Annotated in this window: 14 protein-coding genes and 5 tRNA genes; all 19 read left to right on the top strand. The window is 46.6% G+C overall.

Going from position 1 to position 19,894, the window contains the following annotated elements:
* Window positions 1-47 precede the first annotated feature (47 nt).
* The 19 genes from mqnE (at window position 48) to IT233_06035 (ending at window position 19,874) form a co-directional block, all read left to right on the top strand.
* The gene (gene mqnE, locus IT233_06125; protein MCC7302197.1) at window positions 48-1,166 is read left to right on the top strand and encodes an aminofutalosine synthase MqnE; all 1,119 of its coding nucleotides are present in this window, start codon (window positions 48-50) and stop codon (window positions 1,164-1,166) included.
* An 85-nt stretch (window positions 1,167-1,251) separates the two neighbouring features.
* Entirely contained in the window at window positions 1,252-2,142 is an 891-nt protein-coding gene (locus IT233_06120) for a tyrosine-type recombinase/integrase (protein ID MCC7302196.1), read from the top strand.
* 25 nt (window positions 2,143-2,167) lie between these two features.
* On the top strand, window positions 2,168-2,467 hold the full coding sequence (gene raiA, locus IT233_06115; protein ID MCC7302195.1) for a ribosome-associated translation inhibitor RaiA: 300 nt from the start codon (window positions 2,168-2,170) through the stop codon (window positions 2,465-2,467).
* Between the two features lie 187 nt (window positions 2,468-2,654).
* Window positions 2,655-2,727 (top strand) — tRNA-Thr (locus IT233_06110).
* Between the two features lie 19 nt (window positions 2,728-2,746).
* Window positions 2,747-2,829: transfer RNA gene (locus IT233_06105), tRNA-Tyr, on the top strand.
* 41 nt (window positions 2,830-2,870) lie between these two features.
* Window positions 2,871-2,946 (top strand) — tRNA-Gly (locus IT233_06100).
* Between the two features lie 10 nt (window positions 2,947-2,956).
* Window positions 2,957-3,030: transfer RNA gene (locus tag IT233_06095), tRNA-Thr, on the top strand.
* Between the two features lie 73 nt (window positions 3,031-3,103).
* Window positions 3,104-4,291, top strand: a complete 1,188-nt coding sequence (tuf, locus tag IT233_06090) for an elongation factor Tu (protein MCC7302194.1) — start codon at window positions 3,104-3,106, stop codon at window positions 4,289-4,291.
* 63 nt (window positions 4,292-4,354) lie between these two features.
* Window positions 4,355-4,425 (top strand) — tRNA-Trp (locus IT233_06085).
* 35 nt (window positions 4,426-4,460) lie between these two features.
* On the top strand, window positions 4,461-4,655 hold the full coding sequence (gene secE / locus IT233_06080) for a preprotein translocase subunit SecE (protein ID MCC7302193.1): 195 nt from the start codon (window positions 4,461-4,463) through the stop codon (window positions 4,653-4,655).
* A 9-nt stretch (window positions 4,656-4,664) separates the two neighbouring features.
* A complete protein-coding gene (gene nusG / locus IT233_06075; protein MCC7302192.1) occupies window positions 4,665-5,228 on the top strand; it encodes a transcription termination/antitermination factor NusG in 564 nt (187 codons plus the stop codon).
* A gap of 125 nt (window positions 5,229-5,353) precedes the next feature.
* Complete coding sequence (rplK, locus tag IT233_06070; GenBank protein ID MCC7302191.1) at window positions 5,354-5,797, top strand: 50S ribosomal protein L11; 444 nt, start codon at window positions 5,354-5,356, stop codon at window positions 5,795-5,797.
* Window positions 5,798-5,864: 67 nt separating this feature from the next.
* Complete coding sequence (locus IT233_06065) at window positions 5,865-6,560, top strand: 50S ribosomal protein L1 (protein ID MCC7302190.1); 696 nt, start codon at window positions 5,865-5,867, stop codon at window positions 6,558-6,560.
* A gap of 37 nt (window positions 6,561-6,597) precedes the next feature.
* Window positions 6,598-7,122, top strand: coding sequence for a 50S ribosomal protein L10 (locus IT233_06060; protein ID MCC7302189.1), 525 nt, complete (start codon window positions 6,598-6,600; stop codon window positions 7,120-7,122).
* Window positions 7,123-7,167: 45 nt separating this feature from the next.
* A complete protein-coding gene (rplL, locus tag IT233_06055) occupies window positions 7,168-7,545 on the top strand; it encodes a 50S ribosomal protein L7/L12 (GenBank protein MCC7302188.1) in 378 nt (125 codons plus the stop codon).
* Between the two features lie 148 nt (window positions 7,546-7,693).
* Entirely contained in the window at window positions 7,694-11,494 is a 3,801-nt protein-coding gene (rpoB, locus tag IT233_06050; GenBank protein MCC7302187.1) for a DNA-directed RNA polymerase subunit beta, read from the top strand.
* 40 nt (window positions 11,495-11,534) lie between these two features.
* The gene (rpoC, locus tag IT233_06045) at window positions 11,535-15,836 is read left to right on the top strand and encodes a DNA-directed RNA polymerase subunit beta' (protein MCC7302186.1); all 4,302 of its coding nucleotides are present in this window, start codon (window positions 11,535-11,537) and stop codon (window positions 15,834-15,836) included.
* Window positions 15,837-15,925: 89 nt separating this feature from the next.
* Entirely contained in the window at window positions 15,926-16,249 is a 324-nt protein-coding gene (locus IT233_06040; GenBank protein MCC7302185.1) for a DUF3467 domain-containing protein, read from the top strand.
* Window positions 16,250-16,259: 10 nt separating this feature from the next.
* Window positions 16,260-19,874 carry a PKD domain-containing protein gene (locus IT233_06035; GenBank protein ID MCC7302184.1) on the top strand — a complete coding sequence of 1,205 codons (3,615 nt, stop codon included), beginning with the start codon at window positions 16,260-16,262 and terminating at the stop codon, window positions 19,872-19,874.
* Window positions 19,875-19,894 lie beyond the last annotated feature (20 nt).

Here is a 19,894-nt window from a genome sequence, read left to right as displayed (position 1 = left end):
TTGCCCCCCTTTTTTATTTCCCCGTAACGAATGCCTAACTTTGCCGTATGGAACAGCAGTTAATGAAGTCTCGACTGACTCCGCCCTGGAATGCGATAGCAGAAAAAGTGGAGAAAGGAGAACGGATCTCTGATGAAGAGGCCTTGCTGCTTTATGAAAAAGCAGAGTTATCTTATCTCGGAATGCTGGCCACCATTATTCGTAAGAAGAAGAATGGGGATAAAACCTATTTCAACAGAAATTTTCATATCGAACCTACTAACATTTGTGTTTTTGACTGCAAGTTTTGCTCCTACTCACGTTTACTCAAGCAAAAGGATGGACAGTGGGAAATGTCTGCAGACGAGATGATGGAGATCGTGCACAAATACGATGGACAGCCGGTTACGGAAGTGCACATTGTAGGAGGGGTACATCCGAAGATGGATCTGAATTTTTTTGCGGATCTTCTTCGTCGGATTCGCAAACACCGCCCCGGGCTGCATATAAAGGCATTTACAGCCGTTGAGCTTGAGTATATGTTCCGTAAATCCGGAAAAACAACAGAAGAGGGACTCTCTGTGTTAAAGGAAGCCGGACTGGATTCACTTCCGGGCGGAGGAGCGGAAATTTTTGATGCCGGGATCAGGGAAAAAATTTCCGGTGATAAATGCAGCAGTGAAACCTGGCTGGGAATTCATGAAACAGCACATCGGCTGGGTATTCCGTCTAATGCCACCATCCTCTATGGGCATATTGAAAGTTATTCTCATAGAATAGATCATTTAAAACGACTCCGCGATCTGCAGGATAAAACACGAGGGTTTAATACCTTCATCCCACTCAAATTCCGTAACAAAGACAATCAGATGAGGCAGGTAGAGGAGGTTAGCATAGTAGAGGATATGAAGAATTATGCCGTGTCACGAGTCTATCTGGATAATTTTCAACATGTTAAGTCGTACTGGCCAATGATAGGACGCCAAAGCACTCAGCTTTCCCTCTCGTTTGGGGTGGATGACATTGATGGTACTATCGACGACACAACCCGAATATATACCATGGCAGGATCCGAAGAGCAGACACCTTCCATGTCTACAGAAGAATTGATCGCGCTGGTAAAGCAGGCTGGCAGGGAGCCTGTGGAGAGAGACACATTATATAATGTGATCACCGATTACAACTGATCATTCTCAGCCTGTTAATATTTGATAAAGAAGTAACTTTCCTTACCTTGTTGCGTAGATGAATGCAGGAGTGTAATCTATGATAGTGGCCGGTATATTCGATTCTTTCGCGAGCTATCTGAAAAATGAAAAGCGAAGTTCAGTCCTAACCGTAAAGGCCTATCTGGACGATCTGCTTCAATTTCGCGACTTTACACAGACGACCTACATGACAGAAAACCTTGCGGAATTGAATCACCTGCAAGTACGATCGTGGATTGTTTTTTTAATGGATCAGGGCATCAATGCGAGATCTGTCAACCGGAAATTAAGTGCGCTTCGGACCTATTATCGCTTTCTAAAAAGAGAGGGCCGGCTCCTTCATGATCCTATGAAAAAGGTGCAGGGACCAAAAGCCGCAAAAAGGCTTCCGGAGTTTGTGGCCGAAGAGCAAATGGATAAATTGCTCTCCTCACTTCGGTTCACCAACGATTTTAAAGGATGGCGCGATCGGGCTGTGTTAGAATTCTTCTATGCCACAGGTGTACGAAGAGCAGAACTGATTGACTTAAAATTGAAGGATATTGATCTCCGCCGGCGTGTGGCAAAAGTGATGGGAAAACGATCGAAGGAGCGTTTGGTACCACTGCATGAATCGCTGGTGAAAACACTGCAGAGTTATCTTGAACACAGGGCAGAAAAGATAACGAACCTGTCTCCCGCTTCGGTATTTATCAGCGAGAAGGGAAATAAACTGAATCCTAGAGCAATATACAGTATTGTGAATCAATATCTTGCAGAATCCACGACCCTCTCTAAGAAAAGCCCCCATGTTCTCAGGCATACCTTTGCAACCCATTTGCTCAACAGGGGCGCCGATTTGAATGCCATAAAAGAACTGCTGGGCCATGCTAACCTTACTTCAACACAGATATATACACATAATTCAATTTCAGAATTAAAGGAGATTTACCGAAAGAGTCATCCAAGATCTTGAATATCAATAATTTAATCAAAAACCTATGAATATCAACATTCAGAGTGTACACTTCGATGCAGACCGAAAACTCACTGCATTTATTGAGGAAAAGGTGAAAAAGCTGGATACCTTTTACGATCAGATTATAAGTGCTGACATTACTCTAAAGCTCGATAAATCAAGCACTTCGGATAATAAAATAGCGGAGATCCGGCTCAGTATTCCCGGGAATGATCTTTTCGCCAAGCGACAATGCAAGACCTTTGAGGAGGCAGTGGACCAGGCGGTTTCTGCGTTGAAAGCGCAAACCAAAAGGCACAAAGAGAAGCAAAGGCAACTATAAGCACCGCATTCTGCCATACCGGAAAACCTGGGCCTGCCGGGTGTCTCAGGAAGCAAAAAAATAAGACATTTTTTTGCTGAAACTCAAATAGTTTGTAAGTTTGCAGTCCTTTTTTCAGGGGGGTATCATTTTTACCTCTGAAAAGAGGTTTGTAGTTCTTCGAAATAGTGGTGGTTGCTGGATTCAGGCCGGAGTAGCTCAGCTGGTAGAGCAGCTGATTTGTAATCAGCTGGTCGGGGGTTCGAGTCCCTTCTCCGGCTCAGTGCATAGTTTGCCGAAGGGGAGATACCAAAGTGGCCAACTGGGACGGACTGTAAATCCGTTGTCTTCTGACTTCGAAGGTTCGAATCCTTCTCTCCCCACATGCTTTGTGTTGATCATGAAGAGTGTGCTAGAATCATAAGCGGAAGTAGCTCATTTGGTAGAGCATCAGCCTTCCAAGCTGAGGGTGGCGGGTTCGAGCCCCGTCTTCCGCTCCATCTCTCACCAGCCGGTGTAGCTCAGTTGGTTAGAGTGCGTCCTTGGTAAGGACGAGGTCACGGGTTCAACTCCCGTCACTGGCTCAAATGATTGCAATGAATGAATAAAATAGATTTTGAAAGTTAAACAACCAATTAATCAAACAACAGAATAACAATGGCAAAAGAACAATTCGTACGTAACAAACCGCACGTTAACATTGGAACGATCGGTCACGTTGACCATGGTAAAACTACTCTTACTGCTGCCATCACAACAGTTCTTGCCTCTAAAGGTCTGGCTGAAGTGAGGGACTTTTCTTCAATTGACAATGCTCCTGAGGAAAAGGAAAGAGGAATTACGATTAATACCTCGCATGTGGAGTACCAGACAGACAAGCGCCACTATGCGCACGTTGACTGTCCTGGTCACGCGGATTATGTAAAGAACATGGTAACAGGTGCTGCTCAGATGGATGGTGCGATTCTGGTGGTCGCCGCTACGGACGGCCCTATGCCCCAGCCCCGCGAACACATCCTGTTGGCGCGTCAGGTGGGTGTTCCCAAGATTGTGGTGTTTATGAATAAAGTGGATATGGTGGATGATCCTGAACTTCTGGATCTGGTGGAGATGGAGATTCGTGATCTTCTGAGTTTCTACGAATTTGACGGAACAAAAACGCCTATCATCCGGGGTTCTGCACTCGGAGCACTCAATAAGGATGCAAAATGGGTTCCCACTGTTGAAAAGCTTATGGAGCAGGTGGACGAGTGGGTTCCGGTTCCACCACGTCAGGTAGACAAGCCTTTCCTGATGCCGGTGGAAGATGTGTTCTCCATCACAGGTCGCGGTACAGTAGCTACCGGCCGAATTGAAACAGGTGTGGTGAATGTGAATGAGGAAGTTGAACTTGTTGGAATGCGCGAAGAGCGTGTAAAAACAGTTGTTACCGGTGTGGAAATGTTCCGCAAACTCCTTGATCGTGGAGAAGCCGGCGACAATGTGGGTTTGCTCCTTCGGGGTATTGATAAAAAGGATATTTGGAGAGGAATGGTAATTGCAAAGCCGGGAAGCATCACTCCGCATACTGAATTCAAGGCGGAGGTTTACGTGCTGAAGAAAGAAGAGGGCGGCCGTCATACGCCGTTCCACAATCAGTACCGTCCGCAGTTTTATCTGCGTACCACAGACGTAACCGGAGAGATCACCCTTCCCGAGGGACGCGAAATGGTAATGCCCGGCGATAACGTTACAATCAGCGTAAAACTGATCGTACCGGTGGCTATGGACAAAGGACTTCGCTTCGCAATCCGCGAGGGCGGCAGAACTGTTGGTGCAGGCCAGGTAGTTGAGATCATTAAGTAAGGAGGAAAAGGCAGGGAGAATCTTTCGGGTTCTCCCACCCTTCATCTTCCGGCGACCAGGATTACGGGTGTAGTTCAAGGGTAGAATAGCGGTCTCCAAAACCGTTGATCTTGGTTCGAATCCAGGCACCCGTGCAAAGTAACCGAGGTGTTGAAACAGAGTAACAGGAATGAGTAAGATCAAAACATACATTGAAGAAACCAGAAATGAGCTGGTTAATAAGGTTTCCTGGCCTACCTGGAAGGAACTTCAGGATAGTGCTGTGATCGTACTTATTGCGTCGCTTATCATTGCAGCCGTGATATGGGTTGTAGATCTCGGACTGAAATATGTTCTGGAATTTATTTATGGATTTTTTAAATAGGTAGGGGAGATGGCGGAGAAACAACAGCAGGCAGCCGTAAAGAAGTGGTACGTGATACGTGCTATTTCCGGTAAGGAGAAAAAGGTGAAGCAGTACCTGGAAGTGGAAATTAACAGGAACGGGCTTAAGGATTTCGTTTCCCAGATCCTGATCCCTACTGAAAAGATCATTCAGATCAGAAACGGAAAGAAAACCAGCAAGGAGCGTCCCTTCTACGGTGGCTATATCCTCATTGAAGCAGCTTTGGTAGGTGAGGTGCCGCACGTGATCAGAAACACCTCTGGCGTGTTAGGCTTTCTGGGCGAAACCAAAGGGGGCGAACCGGTTCCGATGAGAACAACAGAGATTAACCGCATTCTGGGAAAGGTAGATGAGCTGGCAGAATCGGAGGAAACACTGGTGAATCATTTTGTGGTTGGGGAAAACGTGAAAGTGATTAATGGTCCTTTTAATAGTTTCTCCGGAGTGATAGAGGAGATAAATGAAGAAAAAAAGAAACTAAAGGTGATGGTCAAGATCTTTGGCAGAAAACAGCCGCTGGAACTTGGCTTCATGGAGGTAGAAAAAGAGTAACTGTAGTCGCAAAGTTGAAACTGGAAAAGTTGAAGTTGTGCTTCCCAACAAAACTTTCAGCCCCTGCCTGTCTTGAAGGACAATCAGGCTGGTTTCAGACTTTCAGACTTTAAACTAAAGGAAAAATGGCAAAAGAAGTAAGTGCCCTCATTAAACTGCAGATCAAAGGCGGTGCTGCTAATCCGGCTCCTCCCATTGGTCCTGCACTCGGTGCGAAGGGTGTCAATATTATGGAGTTCTGTAAGCAGTTCAATGCCAGAACCCAGGATCAGGGCGGTAAAGTTGTTCCGGTGATCATTACGGTTTACACCGATAAGTCATTCGAGTTCATTCTGAAAAAGCCCCCGGTGGCCGTGTCGCTTATTGAGGCGGCCAAGATCCAGAAAGGATCTGCGGAATCTAACCGTAAAAAGGTGGGAAGCGTTACCTGGGATCAGGTTAAAAAGATCGCTGAAGGAAAAATGTCGGACCTTAATTGCTTTACCATTGAGTCTGCAATGAGTATGGTGGCGGGAACCGCGCGTAGTCTAGGACTCAACGTAGAAGGCCCTTCTCCGCTGAAAAAGTAAATACTGTTTAATCCGATGGAGGCCGGGTGAATGAACCGGGCCGCTGGCACATCGAAAAACATTTAATATGACAAAGCTTAGCAAAAACAGAAAAAAGGCCCTCTCGAAATTCGATCAGGGTAAGGCGTACAATTTGTCGGATGCGGCGAAAATCCTAAAGGACATTGTAACCACCAAATTCGATTCGTCGGTGGATCTGAGCGTCCGTCTGGGGGTTGATCCCAAGAAGGCGAATCAGATGGTGCGCGGAACCGTGGCGCTTCCTCATGGCCTTGGAAAGTCAGTGTCAGTGCTTGTTCTCTGCACGCCCGACAAAGAAGCGGAAGCGAAAGCAGCCGGAGCTGACTTTGTGGGATTGGATGAGTATATTGATAAGATCAAGGGCGGCTGGACAGATGTGGACGTGATCATCACGCTTCCCAGTGTTATGGGAAAGGTGGGGGCCCTTGGAAAGGTTCTTGGTCCGCGGGGCCTTATGCCAAACCCTAAAACCGGTACGGTAACTATGGAGGTGGGAAAGGCAGTGAAGGAGAAAAAGGCCGGTAGCATCGACTTTAAAGTCGATAAGCAGGGAATTATCATGTCGTCAGTGGGTAAGGCATCATTTGATGCACAAAAGATCGCTGACAATGCCAACGAGCTGTTACAAACCATCATAAAGCTTAAACCGTCTTCCGCCAAGGGTGAATATGTAAGAAGTGTCTATATGTCGGGTACTATGAGCCCCAGCATACAGATTGATGTTCGCTCACTGGGTGTTTAAGCTGATACAGTAAAAATTAATCCGTTAACCCTTCATCATGAATAAAGAGGACAAAAACCGGGTGATCGATGATCTGAAGTCGCAGTTGGCGAGCAATGCCAACTTCTACCTCGCCGACACCTCCGCGCTATCCGCTGAAAAAACCAGCGCGCTGCGCAGGATGTGTTTTGACCGTAAAATCAAGATGATAGTGGTGAAAAATACGCTGCTGGAAAAGGCCATGGAAGCCTCCGAAGGCAAGGATTATTCACCGCTGTTCCCCGCTTTGAAAGGAAATACCGCTGTGATGTTCAGTCAGAGCGGAAGTGAGCCTGCAAAGCTGATCAAGGAATTCAGACAAAAGAACGACAAACCTGTTCTTAAAGGGGCGTTTGTTGAGGAAACTGTTTACCTCGGCGATGCGCAACTCGAATTCCTGAGCGCGATCAAATCAAAGAATGAATTGATCGGGGATATCATTGGATTACTGCAGTCACCTGCTAAGAATGTGATCTCCGCCCTGTCTTCAGGGAAGCACAAACTGGCCGGTGTGGTAAAAACTTTATCCGAAAGACCCGAATAAGAAATAATCAACAACAAACACAAACAATTCTAAAAATCAAATAAAATGGCAGACGTAAAATCCCTCGCAGATCAGTTGGTGAACCTTACTGTAAAAGAGGTAAATGAACTCGCAAAAATCCTTAAGGATGAGTATGGCATCGAACCTGCAGCAGCTGCAGTTGCTGTAGCCGCAGGAGGAGCTGGAGGTGGCGGAGCCGCCGCTGCGGAAAAAACCACTTTCGATGTGATTCTTAAGAGTGGAGGTAATGCCAAACTCGGCGTTGTAAAGATCGTGAAGGATCTTACCGGCCTGGGTCTGAAAGAAGCAAAAGATCTTGTTGACGGCGCTCCCAAGCCCGTGAAGGAAGGCGTTGATAAAGCAACTGCCGAGCAGATCAAAACGCAACTTACAGAAGCAGGAGCTGAGGTTGAGATTAAGTAATCACTTCATCAGTTAACCGGGTTATGCCTGTGGTCCGACGAAAGCCGGACCATGGGCTTCACCCGTTTGTTGGTCCCGCATCCGGTGCAGGATCCATTGGTTCGGAATTTTGATTTAACAATTTAAAGTATAGTTCGCCTTGGCACAGATGAAGAAAATCCAGCGAGTTAACTTCGCTAAAACCAAATCACTCCTCGATTATCCGGACTTTTTAGATATCCAGCTTAAGTCGTTCCGCGACTTTTTCCAGCTGGAAACTACTCCTGAAAACCGTCAGAATGAGGGCCTTTTTAGGGTATTCAGTGAAAACTTCCCGATCTCCGATGCACGGAATAACTTCGTTCTGGAGTTTCTGGATTATTTCATTGACCCTCCCAGGTACACCATTGACGAGTGTCTGGAAAGAGGACTTACCTACAGTGTACCCCTCAAAGCAAAACTGAAACTTTACTGTACCGACCCGGAACACGAAGATTTTGAAACCATCGTTCAGGATGTCTACCTTGGAACTATTCCATACATGACTCCAAAGGGAACCTTCGTGATAAATGGAGCGGAGCGTGTAGTGGTTTCCCAGCTTCACCGTTCACCGGGTGTCTTCTTTGGTCAAAGCCGCCACGCAAACGGTACTAAACTCTATTCTGCCAGGGTTATCCCGTTCAAAGGATCATGGATCGAATTTGCAACGGATATTAACCAGGTAATGTATGCTTATATCGACAGGAAAAAGAAACTTCCTGTGACAACCCTGCTCCGTGCCATCGGTTTTGAGAGCGATAAGCAGATCCTGGAGATTTTCGGACTGGCAGATGAAGTAAAGGTTAGCAAGGCAGGACTAAAGAAATATGTCGGACGTATTCTCGCAGCCCGGGTACTGAAATCATGGACCGAGGACTTTGTGGATGAAGATACCGGCGAAGTGGTTTCTATTCAGCGTAATGAGGTAATCATTGAGCGTGAATCACGCCTCGAAGATCAGCACATCGATATCATTGTTGACGCCAACGTTCAGTCTATAATCCTGCACAAGGAAGATGTGGATTCCAATGATTACGCCATCATTTATAATACCCTTCAGAAAGATACTTCAAACAGCGAAAAGGAAGCGGTAGAACATATCTATCGCCTGCTGCGTAACGCAGAACCCCCGGATGAAGAAACTGCTCGCGGAATAATCGACAAACTTTTCTTCTCGGATAAGAGATATGATCTTGGAGAAGTTGGGCGTTACCGGATTAATAAAAAGCTGGGACTGAATATTCCCTCCGATGTGAAAGTGCTGTCAAAGGATGATATTATCGCCATCATCAAGTACCTGATTGAATTGTATAACTCAAAGGCGGATGTGGATGATATTGACCACCTTTCCAATCGCAGGGTGCGTACAGTGGGTGAGCAGCTCTATTCTCAGTTCGGAGTCGGATTGGCACGTATGGCGCGAACCATCCGCGAGCGGATGAACGTCAGAGATAACGAAGTGTTCACCCCAACCGACCTTATTAACGCGAAAACACTGAGCTCTGTGATTAATTCCTTCTTCGGAACGAATCAGCTAAGCCAGTTCATGGATCAGACCAATCCGCTTTCTGAAATCACGCATAAGCGCCGTTTGTCGGCCCTTGGTCCCGGAGGTCTTTCCAGGGAGCGTGCAGGATTCGAAGTGCGCGACGTGCACTATACACACTATGGCCGCTTATGTACCATTGAGACACCGGAAGGACCCAATATCGGACTGATCTCCTCTCTCTGCGTATATGCGAAAATCAACAAACTGGGCTTCATCGAAACTCCATACAAGACCGTAACAGGCGGAAAGGTGGATGTAGATAAGAATGTGATCTACCTCAGTGCGGAGGAAGAAGATCAAAAGATCATGGCGCAGGCCAATGAAGCGGTAGACGACAAAGGGAATTTCCATAACACTAAGGTGAAAACGCGCTATGAAGGTGACTTCCCTGTTGTGGAACCCGGAAAAGTAAACTACATGGATGTTGCACCAAATCAAATCGCATCCATTGCCGCTTCACTCATCCCATTCCTGGAGCACGATGACGCCAACCGCGCACTGATGGGTTCTAATATGCAGCGCCAGGCAGTACCGCTCATGAAGCCGGAGTCGCCTATCGTTGGAACCGGACTCGAAGGCCTCGTGGCGCGCGACTCCCGTGTACTTATTAATGCGGAAGGTGATGGAGTGGTGGAATATGTGGATGCTAACGAAATTGTTATCCGCTATAACCGAAGTGAAGAGGAAAGACTGCTTAGCTTCGACGATGATGTTAAGTCCTATAAACTTGTCAAGTTCCGGAAGACAAACCAGAATACACACGTAAACCTGAAGCCCATCGTGAAGAAAGGGGAGAAGGTGAAAGAGGGTCAGGTTCTTTGTGAAGGCTATGCCACACAGTCCGGAGAGCTCGCACTTGGACGAAATCTTAAAGTGGCATTCATGCCATGGAAGGGATATAATTTCGAGGATGCAATCGTGATCTCGGAGCGGGTGGTAAGAGATGATATCTTCACTTCCATTCACATCGACGAGTATGTGCTTGAAGTACGCGAAACCAAGCGCGGAATGGAGGAACTTACGGCAGATATTCCTAACGTGAGCGAAGATGCAACGAAGGACCTAGACGAGAACGGAATGATCCGCGTGGGAGCGGAAGTGAAGGAAGGAGATATCCTGATTGGAAAAATCACTCCCAAAGGAGAAACCGATCCTTCTCCGGAAGAAAAACTTCTTCGCGCCATTTTCGGCGATAAGGCAGGTGATGTAAAAGATGCGTCCCTGAAAGTACCCCCTTCTATCCGCGGCGTGGTTATCGACAAGAAACTGTTTGCCCGCGCAATTAAGGATAAAAAGGCGAAGGCCGATGAGAAAATCATCCTTGAAAAGCTTGACAAGGAGTTTAATGAGACTTCTTCAGATGTGAAGGATTCACTGGTTACCAAGCTATTCTCGCTCGTTAACGGCAAAACCTGTCAGGGTGTGTTTAATAACCTGAGAGAAGAGGTGATACCGAAAGGAACAAAGTTCACACAAAAGCTGTTGGAGAAATTGGATTACCAGATCATTAATCCAACTAAGTGGACCACGGATAAGGACGTAAATGATCAGATCAAAGTTCTCCTGCATAATTTTAATATCAAGTACAACGACATATACGGTGTATACAAGCGCAAGAAATTTGCGGCCACCGTTGGAGATGAATTGCCTGCCGGTATTGTTCAGCTGGCAAAGGTTTATATCGCCAAAAAACGTAAGCTGAAGGTGGGAGACAAAATGGCTGGTCGTCACGGAAACAAGGGTATTGTGGCCCGGATCGTTCGTGATGAAGATATGCCGTTCCTCGCCGACGGAACTCCGGTGGATATTGTACTTAATCCGCTGGGTGTACCTTCCCGTATGAATCTTGGTCAGATCTATGAAACAGTGCTTGGCTGGGCGGGACAGAAGCTTGGAATGAAATTCGCTACGCCGATCTTCGACGGAGCGACCGTTGATGAGATCAATAAGCATACGGACGAAGCAGGGGTGCCGCGATTCGGACAAACTTACCTCTACGACGGCGGAACCGGTGAGCGTTTCGATCAGCCGGCCACGGTGGGAATTATCTATATGATGAAGTTGGGTCACATGGTGGACGATAAAATGCATGCCCGTTCCATCGGCCCCTACTCACTGATCACACAGCAGCCACTGGGCGGAAAAGCACAGTTCGGCGGACAGCGTTTCGGAGAAATGGAAGTGTGGGCGCTCGAAGCATTCGGTGCGGCTAACATCCTCCAGGAGATTCTCACTGTGAAGTCAGATGATGTGGTGGGAAGGGCTAAGGCGTACGAAAGTATTGTCAAAGGCGAAAACCTCCCGACTCCCGGAATTCCCGAATCGTTCAATGTACTTCTGCATGAATTGAGAGGACTCGGATTGAATGTGAATATGGACTAAGCATAAAGAAATAATACTCATCCTTTAAATAAAACAGGACATGGCTCTGAAAAGAGATCAAAAACTGAAAAGCAATTTCTCCAAGATCGTAATCAGTCTTGCGTCACCTGAACATATTCTGGAAAGATCCAGCGGGGAAGTGCTAAAACCTGAGACCATCAACTACCGGACCTATAAACCGGAGCGTGACGGGTTGTTTTGTGAGCGAATTTTCGGACCCGTGAAAGACTGGGAATGTCACTGCGGTAAGTATAAGCGTATCCGTTACAAGGGAATTGTCTGTGATCGTTGCGGAGTAGAGGTAACCGAAAAGAAGGTTCGCCGGGAACGCATGGGACACATTAATCTTGTGGTTCCTGTAGCCCACATCTGGTATTTCCGTTCACTTCCCAACAAAATCGGATACCTGTTAGGTCTTCCTACCAAGAAGCTTGACATGATTATTTACTATGAAAGATATGTGGTGATTAATCCGGGAATCAAGGGTGCGGATGGATTAAAGACAATGGATTTCCTAACCGAAGAGGAATACCTGAATCTTCTGGAGACATTGCCCAAGGAGAACCAGTATCTGGACGATGAGGATCCGAATAAATTTATCGCAAAGATGGGCGCTGAAGCCCTGGAGATGCTTCTCTCTCGCGCCAAGCTGGATGAACTTTCCTACGAATTGCGTCACAAAGCAAGTACTGAAACCTCACAGCAGCGTAAAAACGAAGCCCTCAAGCGCCTGCAAGTGGTGGAGGGCTTCCGTAATGCAAACACCCATGTGGAAAATCGTCCGGAGTGGATGATCATTAAAGTGGTTCCGGTGATTCCGCCGGAACTCCGGCCATTGGTTCCGTTGGATGGCGGACGTTTTGCCACTTCGGATCTGAACGATCTTTATCGCCGTGTAATCATACGAAACAACCGACTGAAGCGCCTGATTGAAATTAAAGCGCCGGATGTGATTCTCCGCAATGAAAAAAGAATGCTTCAGGAGTCGGTAGACTCACTGTTCGATAATTCCCGCAAATCCAATGCGGTTAAAACGGAAGCAAACAGGGCACTGAAATCGCTTTCTGATTCCCTGAAAGGGAAACAGGGACGCTTTCGCCAGAACCTGCTTGGAAAACGTGTAGACTATTCCGCCCGTTCCGTAATTGTTGTAGGTCCTGAAATGAAACTGCATGAGTGCGGTCTTCCCAAAGAAATGGCCGCAGAATTATTCAAGCCGTTTATCATCCGCAAACTTATTGAGAGGGGAATTGTGAAGACGGTCAAATCCGCAAAGAAGATTGTTGACCGCAAAGAACCGGTGGTGTGGGATATTCTTGAAAATGTATTGAAAGGACATCCGGTTCTGCTGAACCGCGCTCCCACATTGCACCGCCTGGGAATTCAGGCATTCCAGCCGAAACTGATCGAAGGAAAAGCGATCCAGCTTCACCCACTGGTTTGTACAGCATTTAATGCGGACTTCGATGGTGACCAGATGGCCGTTCACGTTCCGCTGGGTAATGCCGCCATCCTGGAAGCAAAACTCCTTATGCTTGCTTCGCATAATATCCTGAATCCTGCCAATGGAGCGCCTATTACCGTTCCATCACAGGACATGGTGCTTGGACTCTATTATCTTACGAAGGCACGCCAATCCGAACAAAGTCATGTTGTGAAGGGTGAGGGCCGTATTTTCTATTCCGCCGAGGAAGTGATTATTGCCTACAATGAAAAGCAGGTGGATCTTCATGCGATCATCAAAGTGAAGATCAATAACTTTGAGGAGGCAGAAGATAAACTTGTAACCAAAGTAATTGAGACCACGGTGGGTCGGGTGCTTTTCAACCAGGTAGTACCGAAGACGGTTGGGTATATCAATGAACTTCTGACAAAGAAATCGTTGCGCGATATCATCGGCGCAATCATGAAGAAGACAAACATGGAGGTTACTTCCCATTTCCTTGATAATATCAAGGATCTCGGATTCCGCACTGCCTTCCGCGGAGGTCTTTCCTTCAACCTGGCTGATATCGTTACTCCGGGCGCTAAAGAGGATCTGATCTCTCAGGCCTATCAGCAGGTGGATGAAGTGATGAATAACTATAACATGGGATTCATTACCAACAATGAACGTTACAATCAGATTATCGATATTTGGACGCATACTAACTCCCGCGTTACAAAGCAGGTACTCGATACCCTCAGTAACGACCGGCAGGGATTCAATCCGGTTTATATGATGCTGGATTCCGGAGCACGGGGTTCTAAAGAACAGATTAAGCAGCTCAGTGGAATGCGCGGACTGATGGCGAAGCCGTCGAAAGCCGGTGCTTCCGGAGGAGAAATTATTGAAAACCCGATCATCTCCAATTTCCGGGAAGGTCTTTCAATTCTTGAGTACTTCATCTCTACCCACGGTGCACGTAAAGGGTTGGCCGATACTGCTCTTAAAACAGCAGACGCCGGTTACCTGACCCGCCGCCTTGTGGATGTAGCGCAGGATGTGATCATCACAAGTGAAGACTGCGGAACACTACGTGGTATTCTCGCCTCCGCACTTAAAAACAATGATGAAATAGTGGAATCGTTGTACGACCGAATCCTCGGACGTACTTCCGTTCACGATGTGATACATCCGATCTCCGGAAAGATTATCATCGAGTCCGGAATGTCCATTACAGAGGAATATGCCAAGGAAATTTCCGAATCTCCCATCGAAAATGTGGAGATACGTTCCGTGCTTACGTGTGAATCGCGGATGGGTGTGTGCGCGAAATGTTATGGACGTAACCTGGCATCCGGACACATGGTGCAGAAGGGAGAGGCGGTAGGCGTTATTGCAGCTCAGTCTATCGGGGAACCCGGAACGCAGCTTACACTGCGTACTTTCCACGTTGGAGGTACTGCATCAAATATTGCCGCTGCGTCCAAAATCGAAGCCAAGTACGATGGTATCCTGGAAATTGATGAACTCCGTACGGTGGACCGCAAAAATACCGACGGCGGAAAGGTAAAAGTGGTTCTCGGTCGTTCTTCCGAAATGAGGATTATTGATCCGAATACGAAGGCGGTTCTTACCACCGGAAATATTCCCTACGGTGCCCAGCTGTATATCCAGCCCGGTGTAAGCGTGAAGAAAGGTTCCCTGATTTGCGACTGGGATCCATACAATGCGGTAATCATTTCTGAGTTTGCCGGAAAGGTGGAATTCGAAAATGTGGAAGAGGGAATAACATTCCGCGAGGAGTCAGACGAACAAACGGGATTCCGCGAAAAAGTAATTATTGAGTCGAAGGATAAGACAAAGAATCCTGCGATCAGGGTAGTTTCGGGAAAGGACCAGGTGAAAACCTATAACATTCCCGTGGGTGCTCATATCGTGGTGAACAGCGACGATAAAATTGAGGGTGGAACCATTCTGGTGAAGATTCCGCGCTCTACTGGCAAAACCGGTGATATCACCGGAGGTCTGCCGCGTGTAACTGAACTCTTCGAAGCAAGAAACCCCAGTAATCCTGCGGTGGTTTCGGAGATTGACGGTGTGGTTACATTCGGAAAGATTAAGCGCGGTAACAGGGAAGTAGTGGTAGAGTCAAAAACCGGCGAACAGCGCCGTTACCTGGTTCCGCTATCAAAGCATATTCTTGTTCAGGAGAACGACTTTATCAAGGCTGGCGAACAATTGTCCGACGGCGCCATTTCTCCAGGGGATATTCTTGGAATCAAAGGACCTACTGCAGTGCAGGAATACCTTGTAAATGAGATTCAGGAAGTCTATCGCTTGCAGGGCGTAAAAATCAACGACAAGCATTTTGAAGTGATCGTACGTCAGATGATGAGAAAGGTGGAGATTCATGATCCCGGCGATACCATGTTGCTCGAGAAGCAATTGGTGAATAAAGCAGACTTCATGGATGAGAACGACCGTATCTATGGAATGAAAGTAGTTCTCGACGGCGGCGATTCTGAGGAGTTAAAAGCGGGTATGATTATTTCCTCCCGCAGAATGCGTGATGAAAATTCTACTCTGAAGAGGAAAGATAAAAAGGCAGTGGATGCGCGCGATGCCCGTCCTGCTACTGCTAACCAGATTCTTCAGGGTATCACCCGCGCTTCACTCCAGACCAACAGCTGGATCTCTGCGGCATCCTTCCAGGAAACCACCAAGGTGCTCAACGAGGCCGCGGTGAGCGGAAAGATCGACGACCTCAGTGGCTTGAAGGAGAACGTAATTGTCGGACACCTGATTCCTGCTGGAACGGGGCTGAGAGAATACGAGAAGTTCATCGTTGGTTCGAAAGAGGAGTACGAGCGCCTCATGGCTGCGAAGAAAGAAGCAGAAATCGAGGAAGAGGCCTAACCTTTCAATGAATAGTCAAAGCCCCGGGTAATCTCCGGGGCTTTTTAATTGACCTGAATTGTAATACCTTTAACTCCACACTTATTACTATGGAAGAGCAAAATCAAAACCAAAATGCCAACCAGCTGAATATAGAGCTGTCCGAGGAGGTTGCGGAAGGAACATATTCCAACCTTGCTATTATCACTCATAGCCCGGCTGAGTTCGTTATTGATTTCATAAAAATGATGCCGGGCGTACCAAAGGCGAAAGTAAAAAGCAGAATATTACTTACGCCGCAGCATGCCAAACGCCTTCTGCGTGCTCTGAAAGACAATATTACTAAGTATGAATCCGCTCATGGTCAGATCCGTGAGGCGGAATTCTCCGGTCCAATACCTATGAACTTCGGCGGACCTACGGGTCAGGCATAAAACGTAATCTATGAAAAGAGCTCTTCTGATTTTTGCATTTCTTTTTATCCTTTCTCATGTACGGGCACAAGTAAGTATAAATGCGAGCAGCACACAGGGATGTTACCCCTTTTCAGTGAATTTTTCTTACTCCGGACCCGGGGCAAATCAATGGTATTGGGATTTCGGCGACGGATCACCTACATCGAATCTTCAGAACCCATCCCACGTGTACGCACAACCTGGAGTACATTGGGTGAACATGCAAGCCTGGATGAACAGCAACTACCTGGGTTCAGCAGTGGTTTACATTAATTCTCAGGGGGTCCTTCCACTGCTGACTATTGACCCGGATAGTTTATGCCTGGGAGATGTGGCCAGCCTTCAGCTGGGACAGACCGGGAATTTGATGGTCAATGATATTGATTGGTACTATGGCGATGGCGACAACACGTTGTATGGTTCACATATGTCTACGGAGCATACATATCAAAGTCAGGGAAATTTTAATGTAATGGCAATTGTGAATTCCAACTGTGGCATTGACACCAGCATAGGAGTGGTGAATATTGGAAACAATACGATTCCTTTTAGTACCAATTATTTCAGCGTTGAGGAAGATTCCGCTTGCCCGGGGGATGTTGTGCATTTTTATATTACCAAAACATTTACCTCATTCTATATTGATTTCGGAGATGGAAATTACAGTACTACCGATGATGAGCATACTTATGTTTTGCCGGGAATGTATCCGGTTTCGGTCACCTTAGTGAATGGATGCGGTGACTCGCGTACTCTTTACGATACGGTGAAGATCGTTACGAACGCAACGTTTTCCCAGGTTCCGTACATAAACATTCACTTTTCGCCATCTTGCGTCGGTCAAAGCATTGATTTTTTTGCGGACCGTCATTACCCAACGTATTTCTGGGATTTTGGCGACCAGACTACTTCTACTAACGCTACTCCTTCTCACAGTTATTCTAACCCGGGAACTTACACGGTGACACTTACTGTTGCTAATTCATGCGGGTCAACGATCACTACGTCAGATACGCTGAATATTGTTACGAGTATGCCCGCTATTATTCCGGGAAATATCTGGATTATGGACTCCGTTTGTCAGGGTGAAGGGCTGATGTATATAGTTGGCAATGGCGATGACCCGCAAATGTACTCCTGGGATTTTGGGGATGGAAACTATTCAAATACGCGAGAAGGCTCTCATCAGTATGCCCTGCCGGGAACTTACACGGTTACACTAACGGCCACAAACGGCTGCGGACAAACCGCTTCCGCAACGTTCAATATTTATGTAAGCACCTCAGGAATTCAGCCTAATCCAAATGAGTATGGGATGATGGTGGTCCCGGAGAACAATGCCTGTCCCGGAGATACAGTGCTTTTGGTGTTTGGACCGGCCGGGGATTCATCCGTTGTAACATGGCTGATTGACAATGTTACTCCTTACACGGCAACACAATCAATCCGGGTAAACAACACTACATACCTCTATGCAAAGCACGTGTTTACAACAACCGGCACGCATTCAGCAAAAATGACATACACAAATAGCTGTGGACTTTCATTTACCGATTCAACGGACTATAATATCACTAATGCGCATCAGCCGGAATCGGATTTTTTCTTTGACAATACCACTCCTAAATGTCAGGGAAAACCGGTTGATTTTTATGCCGTCGGCGGATCAACCTATATATGGGATTTTGGCGATGGTTCCGGAACTCTTGTTACAAACAATACGCTGGTGCCTGTTTCCCATGCGTACCAGAATGCCGGAACATATACGGTAAAAATGAAAGTGATCAATGGATGCGGGTATTCAGATGAGACTGAAGAGTCCATTATTATTCCTCCTTCATACATAGACATTACAACCAATTCGGTGAGTTCCGGTTGCGGACAAAACAACGGAACGGCCATCGCGATTGCAAACGGAGGCCAGAGTCCTTACCTGTACGAATGGTCCAACGGTAATACCACCTTCCTTGCTGATAGCCTTTCTTCAGGGATCTACGTTGTGAATATCACGGATGTGAACGGTTGTTCAAATTTTGCAATAGCTACGGTCAGCGACCTGCAGGCACCCACGCTTCTGGTGAATACAGTTTTGGATGTGACATGTTTTGGGGGATCAAACGGCGCCATCGACATTAACCTGATTGGTGGAAATGCGCCGTTCACGTATCAATGGTCAAATGGTGCTAATACTCAGGATGTGAATAATCTTGTGGCAGGTCCTCATGAAGTAATTGTTACGGATGTGAACGGATGTGTGGCTGCCCGCAGTATTGATGTATCTCAGCCACCGGAAGTTATTGTGACAGTTGTTACGAGCGATGCCGATTGTAATATGAATAACGGTGTTGCGATTGCGAATGTGAATGGTTCAACTGGCCCCTATAATTATGTTTGGTCTACCAGCGCCAATACTCCTTCGGTGAATTTTCTTGCCTCAGGAATATATACAGTTACAGTTGTTGACAATAACGGGTGCATTTACCAGGCAGCGGCCATTATCAATGAAACCAACGGCCCGGATGTTGTCCTGGATTCAATTACCGGCACTGGATGTTTGAATAATCTCAGTTCCGTATATATACGCGTACTTAATGGTACCACTCCATTCACCTATCTCTGGAGCAACGGTGCTACAACCCAGGACTTGCTGAACGTAGGCTTGGGTATGTATAGCGTGGTGGTCACCGGAAGTAACGGATGTCAGGGAATCGGGATGTATCAGATTACGAAGGATGCCCCTGCTACTCAGTCTCTATGTATGGTTACGGTGGATACATTAACCGGGACGAACCAGGTGGTTTGGGAGAAGGATATGAATGCCACTGATATTTCCGGATACAATATTTATAAAGAGAGTTCGCAAAGCGGATTATATTATCTCGTAGGATTTGTGGATTATGACAGCCTGAGTTTGTGGACTGATCCGGTTTCTGATGCGGATGTGCGTTCATGGAGATATAAAATTGCTGCTGTAAATGATTGCAATCAGGAAGCTTTATGGAGTAATGAACACAAAACGATACACCTGAACGTGAACCAGGGGATCGGAAACGTATATAATCTTATCTGGGATCATTACGAGGGAAGAGAGTTCTCTTCCTATGACATTTTCCGATATAACGCGAATACTCAGATTTGGTCTTACCTGACTACCGTTCCTTCCAACCTGACCTCCTATACAGATGTGAATCCTCCGGCAGGTACCTACGCATACCGCGTGGATGCAGTGATCAATGCCTGCAATCCTCAGGTACGGGTAGATCAGAGTGCTTATGTGATGGCAGCAATTAATAATACCAAATCAAATATCAAGAACACGTTTAATAATCCCACATACGGCATGAATGAAGGTCCATCGCTCGGAGGATTGGTTCTTTATCCGAATCCTTCCACCGGCGATCTTTCTGTTTATTGTGGTTTAAATTCCGGAGATGGAACTATTACAATATTCGGTACGGTTGGTTCAAGGATCATGGAGTTTAGCTGGAACCTCAGTGTTGAAAAAGTGAAAAAGGTAGATTTAAGCTGGCTTTCTCCGGGGATCTATTTTGTAAAGGTACAGGTAATGAATTCTGTAGAAGTTAAGAAGCTGATTATCCACTGAGAATGTTAGACTGAGTTGAA

The organism is Bacteroidia bacterium, assembly GCA_020852255.1.
Lineage (GTDB): Bacteria > Bacteroidota > Bacteroidia > JADZBD01 > JADZBD01 > JADZBD01.
Note: the sequence above shows the minus strand (reverse complement) of the source record. Positions and strands in the feature narration are given on the sequence as shown.